We start from the raw sequence: 14,968 nt of genomic DNA, 5'->3' as shown, positions 1-14,968 counted from the left end.
GCGTTCCGAGTGCGTGGGGCTCAGCGGGCGGCCACGACCGGTCGTCACAGCTCGCGAGGAGAACCCGGGCCGACGTTGTGGCAGGGGCGCTTCCGGAGCCGCTCGACGTAGTCCTCGGGGGCGCCGGCCGCTTCGGCCGCATCGGCCATGACGCCGAGGTAGCGGGCCGAGGGCAGGCCGCCCTCGTAGGCGTCGAGGACGTAGAGCCACGCCAGCACGGGACCGTCGAGGGTCTGCACCATCAGCCGCAGCTTCTTGTGCATCCCGAGCTCGGCGCCCTCCCAGTTGTCCAGGTTCTTCTCGTCCTCGGGGCTCACGTCGTAGAGCACCGTGAAGACCTGCGAGCCGGGCTGCTCGACGATCGTGGCGAGGGCGCCTTCCCAGCCGTAGTCCTCGCCGCCGAAGGTCAGCCGCCAGTCCATCAACCAGCCGCTTCCCGCCAGCGGGGAATGCGGGGCGCGCTTCAACATCTGGGCCGGATCCATGTTGGATCCGTACGCGGCGTACAGAGGCACGCCCCACAGGGTAGCGATCCGAGGGCCGAAAGGCGGACCGGACCACGGCACGAATGTGGTTTTCTCGCTCAGCCCCCGCTCGACCGGGTCACCGATGTCGCTGGCCACCGATGTCACTGGGCACCTGACGACGATCACTCGCGGTGTCCGGGGGTGGGAGTGGTGTTCGCCACGATCACCCATCTCGGGTGGTACCACCCGGTTTGACCGGACCCGTCGCGGCGTACCGTGAGGCCGGTGCCCCGCTCGGCAACGGGTGCCCCTCGGCCGGACGGACTCAGGAGGAGCGCGAAGTGACCCGCATCGTGATCATGGGAGGCGGCCCGGCGGGCTACGAGGCGGCATTGGTCGCCGCTTCCAACGGAGCGGACGTCACGCTCGTCGAGCCGGAAGGTCTCGGCGGCGCCTGCGTGCTCTACGACTGCGTTCCCTCGAAGACCTTCATCGCCTCCGCCGGCGCTCGCTCGGCTTCCCGCGACGCCGAGGAGCTCGGCATCCGGACCTCCTCCCGCGACGCCGACGTCGAGGTCGCCGTGGTGCACGGCCGGGTCAAGGGCCTGGCGCTGGCCCAGTCGGCCGACATCCGCTCCCGGGTCCGCCGCGAAGGCGTCAAGATCATCCCGGGTCGCGCGCGCTTCACCGACCCGACCCCGGGCATGGCGGTGCACCAGATCGGCGTCGACCGCGCCGACGGCACCTTCGAGGAGCTCACCGCCGACGTCGTGCTGATCGCCACCGGCGCCACGCCCCGCATCCTGCCGGGCGCCGAGCCCGACGGTGAGCGGATCCTGACCTGGCGCCAGCTCTTCGACCTGCCGGAACTGCCCGAGCACCTGGCCGTCATCGGTTCGGGTGTCACCGGTGTGGAGTTCGCCTCCGCCTACACCGAGATGGGCGTGAAGGTCACGATGATCTCCTCCCGCGACCGCGTGCTGCCGCACGAGGACGCCGACGCCGCCGCCGTGCTGGAGGAGGTGTTCGCCGAGCGCGGCACCGAGGTCGTCAAGCACGCGCGCGCCGAGTCGGTGGAGCGCACCGACAAGGGCGTGATCATCCACCTCGCCGACGGACGCGCGGTCGAGGCCAGCCATGCGCTGATGACCGTCGGGTCGGTGCCCAACACCAGCGACATCGGCCTGGAAAAGGTCGGCATCGAGCCCGGTCGCGGCGGATACGTCGAGGTCGACCGCGTCTCGCGGACCGGCGCTCCCGGCATCTACGCCGCCGGTGACTGCACCGGCCTGCTGCTGCTGGCCTCGGTCGCCGGCATGCAGGGGCGCATCGCGATGTGGCACGCGCTGGGCGAGGGCGTCACGCCGATCAAGCTCAAGACCGTGGCCGCGAACGTGTTCACCCACCCGGAGATCGCCACGGTGGGCATCAGCCAGCAGGCCATCGACAGCGGCGAGGTCCCGGCCCGCACGGTGATGATGCCGCTGGCCACCAACCCGCGCGCCAAGATGGAAGGGCTGCGGCGCGGTTTCCTCAAGGTCTTCTGCCGCCCGCAGACCGGCGTGGTCGTCGGTGGCGTGGTGGTCTCGCCGAACGCCAGCGAGCTGATCCTGCCGATCGCGCTCGCGGTCCAGAACCAGGTGACGGTGGACAATCTGGCCAACACGTTCTCGGTCTACCCGTCCCTGTCGGGTTCCCTGACCGAGGCCGGCCGCCTCCTCATGCGCCACGACGACTTGGACTGACGCGGGAACCTGGACTGACGGGCGACCTGGACTGACTCGGCGGCCTCCGCGGAGGAGAATGGACCCATGCCCGAACGGCCGGTCCTGATCTACGACGGCGATTGCGGCTTCTGCACCCGCAGCGTCCGCCTCGCCGTCCGCCTCCCGGTCCGCATGCACGTCCAACCCTGGCAGGAGGCGGACCTCGCGGAGCTGGGGATCGCGGAGACGAGGGCCCGCCACGAGGTCCTCTGGGTCGGTACCGAGGGCGAGGTCTCGGGCGGCGCGGCCGCCGTCGCCGAACTCCTCAAAGCCGCCCGAGCCCCCTGGCCGCTCCTGGGCCACCTCGTCGCGGCCCCCCTCGTCCGCGTGATCGCCGCCCGCACCTACCGCTGGATCGCCGACAACCGCCACCGCCTCCCAGGCGCCACGCCGGCCTGCCAACTCCCACCCGACCAACGCCCCCAAAACCCCAACTGACCCCTCCCCGAACACGGCACCAGGGACACGCCGCGAGGGGACCACGGACAAACGTCCGCACAGTTTTCATGAAAACTTCCCCCACCCCGGGGGTGAACTCCCCACCAGAAACCTCTCGGTCTAGGCACAGTTTTCATGAAAACTGCACCGAGACAACGGAAACGTGGGTAGGGGAAGTTTTCATGAAAACTGCGTCACCACAGAGATCAGTCCTGGTCAGGGACTTGGTTGGGGTTCGAACCACTGTGGCTGGGAGCGAAGTTTTCATGAAAACTTCGTCGGGGGTGTGAAGACGGTGGTGGGGGAGGTTTTCATGAAAACCTCCCCCACCTTGGGGTCGTCAGGACGTCGGCGTCAGTCGACCCAGTCGAAGGTCTTGGTGACGGCCTTCTGCCAGTTGGTGTACTGCTTCTCGCGGACCTCGTCCGTCATGGACGGGTCCCACTGCTTGTCCTTGGCCCAGTTGCTGCGGATGTCCTCCTCGCTGCCCCAGAAGCCGACCGCGAGGCCGGCCGCGTAGGCGGCGCCGAGGGCGGTGGTCTCGTTGACCACCGGGCGGATCACCGGGACGCCGAGGATGTCGGCCTGGAACTGCATCAGCAGCTCGTTGACCACCATGCCGCCGTCGACCTTCAGCGACTTCAGCGGAACGCCCGAGTCGGCGTTCATGGCCTCGATGACCTCGCGGGTCTGGAACGCCGTGGCTTCCAGCACCGCGCGGGCCAGGTGCCCGCGGTTGACGTACCGGGTGAGGCCGACGATCGCGCCGCGGGCGTCGGAGCGCCAGTGCGGGGCGAACAGGCCGGAGAACGCGGGCACGAAGTACGCCCCGCCGTTGTCCTCCACGGTGCTGGCGACCTGCTCGATCTCCGGGGCGCTGCCGATCATGCCCAGGTTGTCCCGCAGCCACTGCACCAGCGAACCGGTGACCGCGATCGAGCCCTCCAGGCAGTAGACCGTGTCGTTGTCGCCGATCTTGTAGCCGACCGTGGTGAGCAGGCCGTTCTCGCTGATGACCCGCTCGGTGCCGGTGTTGAGCAGCACGAAGTTGCCGGTGCCGTAGGTGTTCTTGGCCTCACCGGGCGACAGGCACGCCTGGCCGAAGGTGGCCGCCTGCTGGTCGCCGAGGATGCCGGCGATGGGGATGCCCGCGAACACGCCGCGCTCGCGGAACTGCCCGTAGACCTCCGAGGACGAGCGGATCTCCGGCAGCATCGACATCGGCACGCCGATCTCGGCGCAGATGTCCGGGTCCCACTGCAGGGTCTCCAGGTCCATCAGCAGCGTGCGCGAGGCGTTGGTCGGGTCGGTGACGTGCAGTCCGCCGTCCGGGCCACCGGTGCAGTTCCACAGCACCCAGGTGTCCATGTTGCCGAACAGCAGCTCGCCCTTCTCGGCGCGCTCCCGGATCCCGTCGACGTTGTCCAGCAGCCACTTCACCTTCGGGCCGGAGAAGTAGGTCGCCAGCGGCAGACCGGTCTTGGCCTGGAAGCGGTTCTGCCCCTCGGTGGCGCCGAGCTCGCTGACGATCTCGTCGGTGCGGGTGTCCTGCCAGACGATGGCGTTGTACACCGGCTTGCCGGTGTCCTTCTCCCACACCACCGTCGTCTCGCGCTGGTTGGTGATGCCGCAAGCGGCGATGTCGGTGGAGACCAGGTCGGCCTTGGCCAGGGCGCCCGCGCACACCTGGCGGACGTTGTTCCAGATCTCCATCGGGTCGTGCTCGACCCACCCGGCCTTGGGGAAGATCTGGCGGTGCTCCTTCTGGTTGACCGCGACCACCCTGCCGGAGTGATCGAAGATCATGCACCGGGTCGAGGTGGTCCCCTGGTCAATGGCGGCGACGTACGAGGCCATCGTTCAAACCTTCCTAGAATTCTCAGCTGCTGATGGGCAGGGCGAGCGCGAGCAGCGCCGCCAGTGCGCCGCCGATGATCGGTCCGGCGATCGGGACCCACGAGTAGCCCCACTCGGCCGAACCCTTGCCGCGGATCGGCAGGATCGCGTAGGCGATGCGCGGGCCCAGGTCTCGGGCCGGGTTGATGGCGTAGCCGGTCGGCCCGCCGAGCGAGTTGCCGATGCCGATCACGATGAAGGCGACCGCCGCGTAGCCCAGCGCGGCGTTGCCGAAGTCCGGCACTCCGCCGTCACCCGGGCTGGCCGGCGGGTTCGTGATGATCCAGAAGACCAGCACGAAGGTGCCGATGATCTCGGTGACCAGGTTCCACGGCGCGTTCGGCACGGTGGGTCCGGTGCAGAAGATCCCCCGGGTGTCGGCCGGGGCCTCGGTGGTGTCGAACTGCAGCTTGTAGGCCGCCCAGCAGAGCACCGCGCCCAGGGTGGCGCCGATGATCTGCGCGATGATGTAGACCGGGACCTGCGACCACGGGGTGTCCCCGTAGATCGCCATGCCGATGGTGACCGCGGGGTTGATGTGCGCCCCGGCCGGTTCGGCGATGCTGGCCCCGGCGAAAACCGCGAAACCCCAGCCGAAGTTCACCAGCAGCCAGCCGCCTCCGACCCCGAGACTCCTGCTCAGGGTCACGTTCGCGACGACGCCGCAACCCATCAGGGTCAGCACTGCCGTCCCGAGCAACTCCCAGAGGAATACCTCGCCAAGACTGGTCATTCTCCGTTCCCCTCGTGATGCCGCCGTTGGCACGGGCGGGTGTTCGGTGTCTGTCCGACGTGGAGCGAGTCGGGACGGTACTGCCGCATGGCAACACGTGTCCATCAGTGCCGCCAGTCGTGCGCAGGCCATTCGTCTGTAACGCCTAATCCGCGTCTCGCTCGGCGGTAGCGCGGAGCGCGCGGCGGTGTCCGCGTGCCGGACTCGCGGAGCTGGGGACGCCGTCGTCCGGCAGCGGGGACCGACGATCGACCCGGCTACCGATCAACACTGTAATCACAAACAAGATGTGAAAAGAAGCGATGCGGTCCGGTCGAGATGGTGTTTTTATCGAGATGTACGGTGAGCGTCGTAGGTAGCGCCACCCGGAACGAGGAGTCACCATGTCCGGCCGACGACCGTCCGGCAAGCAGCAGGACCGGCGCCGCAAGATCACCGAGCTGGTGATGGCGGAGGGCACGCTGCGCATCGACGACCTGGTCGCGACCATCGGCGCCAGCGCCATGACCGTGTACCGGGACCTCGCCGACCTGGAGTCGCAGGGCCTGGTGCACCGCAACCGCGGCAACGTCTCGGCCGCCTCCTCGCTTCTCTACGAAGCGGCTTCGGAATACCGGCTGCAGCAGAACCAGGCCGAGAAGGACGAACTCGCCCGCGCCGCAGCCGAACTCATCGAGCCCGGCCAGGCGCTGGTGCTCGACGACTCCACCACCGGCGTCCACCTGGCGCGGCTGCTGCCCGAACGCGCGCCGCTGACCGTGGTCACCAACCACCGCGGCGTCTTCGACGAGCTCGCCTCGGCTCCGGGCATCAGCCTGATCTGCGTCGGGGGCGACTACCTGCCGTGGGCGGATGCGTTCGTCGGTGGCATGGCGCTGGATTCGCTGCGCAACCTGCGGGTCGACCTGGCGATCATGTCGGTCTCGGCGGTGACCGACGGCGTCGGCTGCTACCCGCAGCAGGAGATGGTGCAGATCAAGAAGGCGATGCTGGCCTCGGCGCAGCGCACCGTGCTCTACGTCGATCACACGAAGTTCCACCGGCGCGCGCTGCACGCGGTCGCACCGGTGGAGGACTTCGACATCGTCATCGTGGACTCGAAGACGCCCGAGTCCCAGATCGAAGTGCTGCGCGAGCGCGGCGCCCTCGTCGAACAGGCGCCGGTCGCGGGCCGTGCTGCACCGGGCACGGACCGTGCAGGTCGGGCATGATGACCACCGAGGTGCGCCACCGCAACGCCGGTGGCGGTTCCGCGTCGGCGGTGGGGTGACAACGGTGGGATGCGAACAACGCTAGGAGGACGCGGTGTCCAAGGATAAGACGGAAGCGGGAAACCGGCTCAAGGGCACGTTGGGACCCACCGAGCGTGCCGAGAACTGGAATCGCCTGGGGTCGGAGGAGTTCGACGTCGTGGTGATCGGCGGCGGCGTCACCGGCGCCGGTGCGGCGCTGGACGCGGCGACCCGGGGACTGCGGGTCGCGCTGGTGGAGGCCCGCGATCTCGCGGCCGGCACCTCCAGCCGCTCCAGCAAGCTGTTCCACGGCGGGCTGCGCTACCTCGAACAGCTGGAGTTCTCCCTGGTCCGCGAGGCCCTGCGGGAACGCGAGCTGATGCTCACCCGGATCGCCCCGCACCTGGTCAAGCCGGTGCCGTTCCTGTACCCGCTGACCCGCCGGTTCTGGGAGCGCCCGTACACGGCGGCCGGTCTGCTGATGTACGACACGATGGGCGGCGCCCGCTCGGTTCCCGGGCAGAAGCACCTCAGCCGTGCCGGGGCGCTGCGGATGGTTCCCGCGCTCAAGCGCAACGCGATGATCGGCGGCATCCGCTACTACGACGCGCAGGCCGACGACGCCCGCCACACCATGACGGTCGCCCGCACCGCCGCCCGCTACGGCGCGGTCGTGATGACCTCCACGCAGGTCACCGGGTTCCTGCGGGAGGCCGACCGGATCGCCGGGGTCAAGGTGCGCGACGTCGAGACCGCCGAGGAGGTCGAGATCCGCGCCCACGCGGTGATCAACGCGACCGGCGTGTGGACCGACGAGCTGCAGAAGCTCTCCGGCGGTCGCGGGCGGTTCCGCGTGCGCTCCAGCAAGGGCGTGCACATCGTCGTCCCGCGCGACCGGATCGTCGCCGAGAGCGGCATGATCCTGCGGACCGAGAAGTCGGTCCTGTTCGTCATCCCGTGGGGCAACCACTGGATCATCGGCACCACCGACACCGACTGGCACCTGGACCTGGCGCACCCGTCGGCGACCAAGGCCGACATCGACTACCTGCTCGAACACGTCAACACCGTGCTGGCCACGCCGCTCACGCACGACGACATCGAGGGCGTCTACGCCGGGCTCCGGCCGCTGCTGGCCGGGGAGAGCGAGGAGAGCTCGAAGCTCTCCCGCGAGCACGCGGTCGCGCGGGTGGCGCCGGGTCTGGTGGCCATCGCCGGCGGCAAGTACACGACCTACCGGGTGATGGCGGCCGACGCGGTCGACGCCGTCTCGCCCGACGTCCCGGGCCGGATGGCCTCGTCGATCACCGACCAGGTCCCGCTGCTCGGCGCCGACGGCTACCACGCGCTGGTCAACCAGGCCGATCAGCTCGCGGGCGCGCACGGCCTGCACCCGTACCGGATCCGGCACCTGCTGGACCGCTACGGCTCGGAGGTCCACGCGGTGCTGGCCACCGCCGACGACAACGCCGAGCTGCTCAAGCCGGTGCCGGCCGCGCCGAACTACCTGCAGGCCGAGATCGTCTACGCGTGCAGCCACGAAGGTGCGCTGCACCTGGAGGACGTGCTCACCCGGCGCACCCGGATCTCCATCGAGTACCCGCACCGGGGCGTGGACAGCGCCGACGCGGTGGCCCGGCTGATGGCGGGCGTGCTCGGCTGGGACGAGGACACCATCGCCCGCGAGGTCGCGGTCTACACCCAGCGGGTCGAGGCCGAGCGCGCCTCGCAGACCGAGCCCAGCGATCAGGCGGCCGACGCCAAGCGCTCCGCCGCGCCGGAAGCCCGGACCAGCCTGGTGGAACCGGTCGTCTGACCCCGGTTCGAATCTCGCGCGGAACTCGGGGACGACCGGGTCAGCTGTCGGCGATCTCGTGGAGGAGCTCTTCGAGGTGGCCGACGAGGCGCCGGTTGTCCACCGGGGCGATCGTGCTCCACGCCTCCCCGGACGGGGACGCGGTGCGCAGCTGGACGTAGCGGCCGAGCGCGGTGTCGAAGAACCCGACGACGCGCTCGGCCCTGTCGCGCTTGCCGAACCGCGTTCGCGCGGCCGCGCCGAACTGGCCCTGCGCGGTCGCTCCAGCGACCATCTCGGTCAGCGCATCGGCGTCGTCGGGGCGCACGCCGCGACGACGCAGCGCGGCCGGGAGCTCCTCGACCTTGTCGCCCACGTCCGCAGCGGCGTCGTCGAGAGCCCGGCTGGGCACCGACACCGAACGGCCCGGCCCGGCGGGCAGGTCCGGTAGCGGTGACACGGCGGCGCGCGGCAGGCCCGCGGCCGAAGTCGGGGAGAATTCCAGGTGATCGCCGTCCTTGACCACGAGAACGGCGCGCTCGCCGTCGTTCTCGGCCGCCGCGAGCACCCGGACGCTGCGCCCCAACCAGTTCCGGCCGTCGATCTCGCGGCCGGGTTCGGCGACGAGCCGCAGCACCGCCTCCAGCTCGGGGTCGGGCTCGCCGCCGCTGATCAGGCCGCGCCGCGACAGCGCGCGCCACGTGGAGTCGACCAGCTCGGCCCGCTCGGAGTGCGTGCGGCCCGGCGAGGGGACCTTGAGCACCAGCGGCAGCTCGTCGAGTCCGAGGTGTTCGGTGAGCACGTCGAATTCCAGCGCCGACAGGCTGATCCGCCGGTCGGTGGGGGAAGCGGTGTTCATCGCCCGGGTTCGCCGCCGATCACCGGGCGCGACCCGGTCTGCGGTTCGTCGAAGAACCCGCCGTCGCCGAGCCGCTCGGTGACCTCGTGCTCGACCGACTCCTCGCGTCGGGGGGACCTCCCGCGCTTGCCCGACGCCTTCGCCGCGGTCCCGGGGGGACGCGTCGCGGAGCGCGTGCCCCCGGCGGCGTTCCCCGGCGCGGTCCCGGCGGTCGAGGAGGTCGGCAGGACGGTCGGGCCCCAGCTGATCGTCACCTTCGACGACCCGCCCGGGGCACCGGAACCGCCCGAGGCCGGGGCGTCCACGACGACCTGCGGCGGCGGGGCGAACGAGGCCAGCGACGTCGTGTTGGCCCGGGTGGAGGACTCGTAGGTGCGCATCACCTCGAACGCCCGCTGCTCGGCCGCGTGCTGCGCGGCCTCCTGGACCTCGTAGTCGGTCTGCCCGCCGAACAGGTGCGTCAGTGCCGACACCGCCGTGCCCGGGTCCTCGCTGGTCACCGCCACCGGCGGCGGCATGTCGCGGCGGGCCTTGGCGATGAACTCCGCCTGCTGCTCGGCGCGCTCCCGCATCACCGTGCTGGCCTGCTGCGCCAGCTGCGCCCACTCGCCCAGCGGGCGCAGCCCGGAGTCGGCGCTGTCGGCGGCGTGGCCCTGCCACCCGCTGCGGGCCGCGGCCGTCGCGGCGGCCAGACCGCCGTCGATCTCACCGAGCGCGCGGGTCAGCTCGCTCCAGCGGCGCACGCTGTCGGTCGACCCGTGCGCCCCCGGACCCTCGTTGATCTGCGCGTGCAGCTCGGCGTGCCGGTAGCCCTGCCATCGGTGGTCGCCCATCGATCAGCATCCCCCGCCCAGACCGGCCGCGCTGTCGTGGTCGATCCGCTCGTACTCGCGGCCCGCCTTCTGCAGCGATTCGGCCGCGGCCTGCAACTGGTCCCGGTACCCGCACAGCGCGGTCAGCGCGTCCTCGCCGCCGCCCACCGAGCGCTCGTTGAACAGCTCGGCGGCGTCGGTGCTGACGGGATCCCCGGCCCATGGGCGGATGCGGAGCTCGGTGATGGCGTGCTCGATCTGCAACCCGACCGCGTCCAGGGACTCCTGCAACGAGTTGACCAGGCGCGGGATCGCGGTGGGCTCGACCTGCATCGAACCACCGGAGCCCGCGCCGTACGGCTCGGTTAGCGGCACGGTGTCCCCTCCCAAGGTCCCCTCCCGCGGGCCGGGGCGCGGCCCCGGGTGAACGTCCGCCGGACACTGTATCGGCGAATCATCACCCTGTGGAGTCCTCCAAATGCGGGGAGTGTCACCCCGGCCGGGGTGACCGCGCTGGTCAGGGGGTGGATTCCTGCTGCACCGGAGCCTGCGTCTCCGACGTGGAGGCCGGCGGGTTCGCCAGGGTGCGCACCGCTTCCTCGGCGACCCGCTGCGCTCCGGCGCAGAGCTGGTCGACCGGTGGTGGTGGCTGCCCGCCGTCGTCGCGGTAGAGCACGTCGAGGTGCTGGCCGTCGGCGACGTCGACCGCCACGTTGCAGGACAGGTCCAGGCCCGGGGTCTTGATCACCAGCGCGGGGAAGTCCGCGACCTGGACCGGGGAGGCCTCGACCTGCGCGGTGTCGTCGGTCCACACCCCCATGCCCTCGGTGGTGATCAGCGCGAGCCGGGCGCCGACCTTGGCGGTGGTGTTGCGGTAGCTGCAGGTGGCGGCGTTGCCGAACCCGGCGTCGGAGTCCGGCAGCGGTTCGCGGTCGAAGCCGAGCTGGTTGCGCTGGTCGGCGGTGAGCAGCCCGCACGGGTCGACGCCGTCGAGCCCGAGGTCGAACGGTCGCGGTGGCGGCGACGGCGGTGCGCTCGTCACCGGCGCGGGAGGTGGGGGCGCGGGCGGCGTGGTGCCGGCCGTGGGGGCCGACTGCCACACGCCGCACCCGGTGAGGGCGAGCGCGCCGAGGGCGAGCAACGCGCTGAGCCGACGCGCCCCGGAGAACCGCGAGCTGTGCATGGCTCTCACCGTAACGAAACGTGGTCGGCGGTGACGGCAGGTCGTCACCGCCGGCGCCAGGTGAACCAGATGATCGCCAGCATCGGGATCAGCAGGAGCACGCCGATCTGCCGCGCGACGACCACGAGCGCGATCCCGGCGGCGATGGCGCCGACCGTCAGCGCGATCGCACCCGCCGAAGGGGTGGGGCGCGTCGTGGCGGGGGCGAGCTCGACGGGACGCGGCCCGGGCAGGTCGTCGAAGAGCTCGTCGAGCTCGGAGCCGAAGCGCGCACCCGCCGCCTGCCTGCAGCGCTCGTCGTACTCGGCGAGCTCCAGGCGCCCGGCGGAGAAGTGCTCGCCGAGCAGCCGCATGGCCCGCTCCCGCTCGGGGTCACCGATGCGCAGGTCTCGTCCCCGCCGGCCGCTGTCCACGCGCCCATCCTACGGTGGCGCGGCCCCCGGAGGGGGGGCGGGGGCGGGGGGGGGGGCGCCCGGGGCCGCCGGGGTGCTCAGACGGTCGCCGGTGCGCGGCTCTCCAGCAGCGGCGGAGCGCTGGGAGCGGACAGCACCTCGTCGTCGAGGACGTTCTCGCTGCGGGCCACCACGACCGGGACGACGATCTGGCCCGCGACGTTCGTGGCGGTGCGCATCATGTCCATGATCGGGTCGACGGCGTAGGCGATCGCGATGCCGGTGGCCACCACCTCGGGCGGGAAGCCCAGCGCGCCGACGGTCAGGGTGAGCATGGTGAACCAGCCGGTCACGCCCGCGGTGGCGATGGAGCCGAACACCGCGACGGCGATGATCGTCAGGTACTGCACCGGGCCGAGGTGGATGCCGAAGAGGTTCGCGATGAACATCGAGCCCACCGCCGGGTAGATCGCCGCGCAGCCGTCCATCTTGGTCGTGCTGGCCAGCGGCACCGCGAAGTTGGCGTAGGACGAGGGCACGCCGAGGTTCTGCGCGGCCTGGCGGGTCATCGGCAGCGTCGCGCCGGAGGAGCGGGAGACGAAGGCGAACTGCAGGACCGTCCAGGTCTTGGCGAAGAAGCGGGCCGGGCTGACCCGGGCCACCAGCGCCAGCAGCAGCGGGTACACCGCGAACAGCACCAGCAGGCAGGCGACGTAGGTCGAGCCGATCAGCTTCAGCAGCGGTGCGAAGAACTCGTTGCCGTAGGTGGCCACGGCGTTGCCGATGAGGCCGAGGGTGCCGATCGGGGCGAGCCGGATGATCCAGCCCAGCACGCGCTGGATGACCTCGAAGGCGGCCTTGTTGAAGTCGACGAACGGCTTGGCCTTGTCACCGAGGCTGTAGGTGGCGGCGCCGATGATCAGCGACACGAACACGACCTGCAGCGTCTCGCCGTCGGCGAAGGCGCTGATCAGGTTCTCCGGGACCAGGCCGTTGAGCAGGTCCAGCCAGGAACCCTGGGTCTTCTGGCCGATGGACTGCAGCTTCTCCGGGTCGGGCTCGATGACCAGGCCGCGGCCGGGCTGGAACAGGCCGCCGACGACGAGACCGATCACCACCGCGATCAGCGAGGTGAGGGCGAACCACAACGCGGTCTTGCCGCCCAGCCGGGCGGCGGTGCGGCCGCCGCCGAGCCCGCGGAGGCTGTTGATGCCCACCACGATCGCGGTGAAGATCAGCGGCAGGACGGTGAAGCTGAGCAGCTTGGTGAACGTCGAGCCGATGGTGTCCAGGGTCGTGACCAGCCATTCGGCGCCGGTCTGCTTGGCGATCCAGCCGAGCAGGGCGCCGAGCACCAGCGAGGCGAGCACGGCGACGGCGAACAGCTTCGGGTTGAAGCGCAGGCGCGACCGCGCAGCGGTAGAGGACACAGGGGTCTCCTGAAGTCGTGAAGGGTTGATGCGGAGGGCGCGGAGGCGCGCCGGGGGAGCGGCGGGTGGCCGCGGGTGATCGGCGGAGCCGCCCCGGATGAGCGGCGGGGTCGTCAGCTCCGGCCGGAGGAGGTCAGCGACAGACGCAGCTGGCCTGCCGTCGAAGATCGACGTGCAGGCGGGAGGTCAGCATCCACGGTCGCAGGGCACCCATAACGACAGTAGATAACCACTCGATCGAGCGATTAAGTCCCGATCAGGGGGCAAATGTGCCCACGTTCACCCCGAAGTCGGTGCCGCGCGGGGCTGAACGCGCGAGCCGAGCGCCGCCGTGCGCGTCGTCGGTGGTCACCCGCGGACAGTTTTAGTCATAATTGTCCGGGCAAAACGGACATTGATCATGGGTGATTATGGCTAAAACTGTCCACTGGTGACGCAGTGAACCGAACGGGTCAAGCGCTCGGCGATGTCCAGAAGCTGGTGATGGAGAGGTCGAGGTCCGCGAGGAGCTTGCGGGTGAGGGAGAGGCTGATGCCGAGGACGCTGGACGGGTCGCCGTCGACGCCCTCGATGAACCAGCCCCCGAACCCCTCCAGGGTGAAACCGCCCGCGACGTGCAGCGGCTCCCCGGTGGCGACGTACGCCTCGATCTCCGCCTCGCTCGGCGTCCCGAACCGGACCGTCGTGCCCAGGTGACCCGTGGCGCGCCCGGTGATCTCGCCGTCGCGGAGCCGCAGGATCGCGTGCCCGGTCAGCAGCTCGGCCTCGGTGCCGGCGTTCTGCGCCCAGCGCTTCGCGGCGACCTCGGGCGTGCCGGGCTTGCCGACGATCTCCCCGTCGGCCTTGAGCAGCATCGAGTCGCACCCGACGACCACCGCGTCGGACTCGGAGATCTCCGCGGCGACCGCCTCGGCCTTGGCTCGGGCCAGGGCGGTGACCAGCTCGGCGGGCGCGGGGTCGGTCAGCGACGCGGTCACCGCGTCCTCGTCCACCCCCGACACCTGCACCAGCGGGTCGATCCCCGCCGACCGGAGCACGGACAGGCGGGCTGGCGAGGCGGAAGCGAGCACGAAACGCACGAGGCCGATGCTAGAGCCCGAGCCGACGAGCCCGACGCCTAGGCTGAGCCCGTGAGCGATGAGGTTCTGCTTGACGGTGATGCGCTGAGGCGTCGGCTGGTCGACGACGGCCCGTACGCGGCGCTGGACGTGGTGGCCGTGACCGGCTCCACCAACTCCGACCTGGCCGAGGCCGCGGCCAAGGGCGCGGCCGACCGGACGGTGCTCATCGCCGAGGAGCAGAGCGCCGGACGCGGCAGGCTGCAGCGGCAGTGGATCTCGCCGCGCGGCTCCGGGCTGTTCGTGAGCGTGCTGCTGCGCCCCGGCGTCCCGCCGTCGGCGGTGGCGTGGATGCCGCTGATCGCCGGCGTCGCCCTCGCCGAGACCGTCGAGCGCACCACCGGTGTCCCGGCCGGTCTGAAGTGGCCCAACGACCTGCTGCTGGGCTCCGGGGAGGACTGGCACAAGGGCGCGGGCATCCTCTCCGAGGCCGTCGCCGGACCCGACGGGATCGCGATCGTGCTGGGCATGGGCGTCAACCTGGCGCAGCGGCGCGACCAGCTGCCCACCGGCGCGGGCGGCCTGCCCGCCACCTCCCTGGCCGCCGAGGGCGCCGAGGTGGATCGCGACGAGTTCACCCTCGCCCTGCTCGACGCGCTCGCCGAGGTCGAGGGCCGCTGGCGGGACGCGGGCGGCGACGTCGTCACCACCGGCCTGCTCGACCGCTACCGCGAGCGCTGCCGGACCCTCGGCCAGCGCGTCCGGGTGGAGCTCGGCGGTGATGAAGACCTGGTCGGCGAGGCCGTCGACGTCGACGACAGCGGCAGGCTCGTCGTCCGCGCCGACACCGGCCGGACCACGGCGGTCTCGGCCGGCGACGTGGTGCACGTCCGCCGGAGCTGAACGT

Annotated in this window: 16 protein-coding genes; 5 read left to right on the top strand and 11 right to left on the bottom strand. The window is 71.0% G+C overall.

From position 1 onward, the window contains the following. Window positions 1–44: 44 nt before the first annotated feature. Window positions 45–515, bottom strand: coding sequence for a gamma-glutamylcyclotransferase family protein (locus tag QFW96_RS26435; protein WP_281458437.1), 471 nt, complete (start codon window positions 513–515; stop codon window positions 45–47). 293 nt (window positions 516–808) lie between these two features. Here QFW96_RS26435 and QFW96_RS26430 point away from each other — a divergent pair, with 293 nt between their 5' ends. Beyond that, window positions 809–2,212, top strand: coding sequence for an NAD(P)H-quinone dehydrogenase (locus tag QFW96_RS26430; RefSeq protein ID WP_281458436.1), 1,404 nt, complete (start codon window positions 809–811; stop codon window positions 2,210–2,212). 66 nt (window positions 2,213–2,278) lie between these two features. Next, window positions 2,279–2,671 carry a thiol-disulfide oxidoreductase DCC family protein gene (locus QFW96_RS26425; RefSeq protein WP_281458435.1) on the top strand — a complete coding sequence of 131 codons (393 nt, stop codon included), beginning with the start codon at window positions 2,279–2,281 and terminating at the stop codon, window positions 2,669–2,671. A gap of 354 nt (window positions 2,672–3,025) precedes the next feature. Here QFW96_RS26425 and glpK read toward each other — a convergent pair whose 3' ends face one another. Beyond that, window positions 3,026–4,528 (bottom strand): glycerol kinase GlpK, encoded by a 1,503-nt coding sequence (glpK, locus tag QFW96_RS26420; RefSeq protein ID WP_281458434.1) that lies wholly within the window; start codon window positions 4,526–4,528, stop codon window positions 3,026–3,028. A gap of 22 nt (window positions 4,529–4,550) precedes the next feature. Then, entirely contained in the window at window positions 4,551–5,300 is a 750-nt protein-coding gene (locus QFW96_RS26415) for an MIP/aquaporin family protein (protein ID WP_281458433.1), read from the bottom strand. Window positions 5,301–5,683: 383 nt separating this feature from the next. Between QFW96_RS26415 and QFW96_RS26410 the strand changes: the two genes are divergently transcribed. Further along, window positions 5,684–6,511, top strand: a complete 828-nt coding sequence (locus QFW96_RS26410; RefSeq protein WP_281458432.1) for a DeoR/GlpR family DNA-binding transcription regulator — start codon at window positions 5,684–5,686, stop codon at window positions 6,509–6,511. Window positions 6,512–6,605: 94 nt separating this feature from the next. Further along, entirely contained in the window at window positions 6,606–8,348 is a 1,743-nt protein-coding gene (gene glpD / locus QFW96_RS26405) for a glycerol-3-phosphate dehydrogenase (RefSeq protein ID WP_281458431.1), read from the top strand. Between the two features lie 40 nt (window positions 8,349–8,388). Here glpD and QFW96_RS26400 read toward each other — a convergent pair whose 3' ends face one another. The 8 genes from QFW96_RS26400 to QFW96_RS26370 form a co-directional block, all read right to left on the bottom strand. Then, complete coding sequence (locus tag QFW96_RS26400; RefSeq protein ID WP_281458430.1) at window positions 8,389–9,186, bottom strand: ESX secretion-associated protein EspG; 798 nt, start codon at window positions 9,184–9,186, stop codon at window positions 8,389–8,391. Continuing rightward, a complete protein-coding gene (locus QFW96_RS26395; protein ID WP_281458429.1) occupies window positions 9,183–10,019 on the bottom strand; it encodes a PPE domain-containing protein in 837 nt (278 codons plus the stop codon). Before QFW96_RS26395 ends, QFW96_RS26400 begins: the two co-directional genes overlap by 4 nt. Before the next feature lie 3 nt (window positions 10,020–10,022). Continuing rightward, window positions 10,023–10,373: a hypothetical protein gene (locus QFW96_RS26390; protein ID WP_281458428.1), complete on the bottom strand. Its 351-nt coding sequence runs from the start codon at window positions 10,371–10,373 to the stop codon at window positions 10,023–10,025. Between the two features lie 142 nt (window positions 10,374–10,515). Continuing rightward, complete coding sequence (locus tag QFW96_RS26385; RefSeq protein WP_281458427.1) at window positions 10,516–11,181, bottom strand: DUF3558 domain-containing protein; 666 nt, start codon at window positions 11,179–11,181, stop codon at window positions 10,516–10,518. Window positions 11,182–11,225: 44 nt separating this feature from the next. Then, window positions 11,226–11,594 carry a DUF1707 SHOCT-like domain-containing protein gene (locus tag QFW96_RS26380; RefSeq protein ID WP_281458426.1) on the bottom strand — a complete coding sequence of 123 codons (369 nt, stop codon included), beginning with the start codon at window positions 11,592–11,594 and terminating at the stop codon, window positions 11,226–11,228. 77 nt (window positions 11,595–11,671) lie between these two features. Then, window positions 11,672–13,003, bottom strand: coding sequence for a dicarboxylate/amino acid:cation symporter (locus QFW96_RS26375; RefSeq protein WP_281458425.1), 1,332 nt, complete (start codon window positions 13,001–13,003; stop codon window positions 11,672–11,674). A 133-nt stretch (window positions 13,004–13,136) separates the two neighbouring features. Further along, the gene (locus QFW96_RS30260) at window positions 13,137–13,196 is read right to left on the bottom strand and encodes a putative leader peptide (RefSeq protein WP_425524798.1); all 60 of its coding nucleotides are present in this window, start codon (window positions 13,194–13,196) and stop codon (window positions 13,137–13,139) included. 259 nt (window positions 13,197–13,455) lie between these two features. Continuing rightward, window positions 13,456–14,082, bottom strand: coding sequence for a nucleoside triphosphate pyrophosphatase (locus QFW96_RS26370; RefSeq protein WP_281458424.1), 627 nt, complete (start codon window positions 14,080–14,082; stop codon window positions 13,456–13,458). 51 nt (window positions 14,083–14,133) lie between these two features. Between QFW96_RS26370 and QFW96_RS26365 the strand changes: the two genes are divergently transcribed. After that, window positions 14,134–14,964 (top strand): biotin--[acetyl-CoA-carboxylase] ligase, encoded by an 831-nt coding sequence (locus QFW96_RS26365; protein WP_281458423.1) that lies wholly within the window; start codon window positions 14,134–14,136, stop codon window positions 14,962–14,964. The last annotated feature ends 4 nt before the right edge of the window (window positions 14,965–14,968 follow it).

This window comes from Saccharopolyspora ipomoeae (assembly GCF_029952525.1).
In the GTDB taxonomy this organism is placed as follows: domain Bacteria; phylum Actinomycetota; class Actinomycetes; order Mycobacteriales; family Pseudonocardiaceae; genus Saccharopolyspora; species Saccharopolyspora ipomoeae.
This window is presented reverse-complemented; position numbering and strand designations above follow the sequence as displayed.

Bases quoted from the DNA above. Each gene is read 5' to 3' on its own strand.
- QFW96_RS26385 (WP_281458427.1), bottom strand. From the start codon at position 11,181: ATGCACAGCTCGCGGTTCTCCGGGGCGCGTCGGCTCAGCGCGTTGCTC.
- QFW96_RS26400 (WP_281458430.1), bottom strand. From the start codon at position 9,186: ATGAACACCGCTTCCCCCACCGACCGGCGGATCAGCCTGTCGGCGCTG.
- QFW96_RS26395 (WP_281458429.1), bottom strand. From the start codon at position 10,019: ATGGGCGACCACCGATGGCAGGGCTACCGGCACGCCGAGCTGCACGCG.
- QFW96_RS26415 (WP_281458433.1), bottom strand. From the start codon at position 5,300: ATGACCAGTCTTGGCGAGGTATTCCTCTGGGAGTTGCTCGGGACGGCA.
- QFW96_RS26410 (WP_281458432.1), top strand. From the start codon at position 5,684: ATGTCCGGCCGACGACCGTCCGGCAAGCAGCAGGACCGGCGCCGCAAG.
- glpK (WP_281458434.1), bottom strand. From the start codon at position 4,528: ATGGCCTCGTACGTCGCCGCCATTGACCAGGGGACCACCTCGACCCGG.
- QFW96_RS26425 (WP_281458435.1), top strand. From the start codon at position 2,279: ATGCCCGAACGGCCGGTCCTGATCTACGACGGCGATTGCGGCTTCTGC.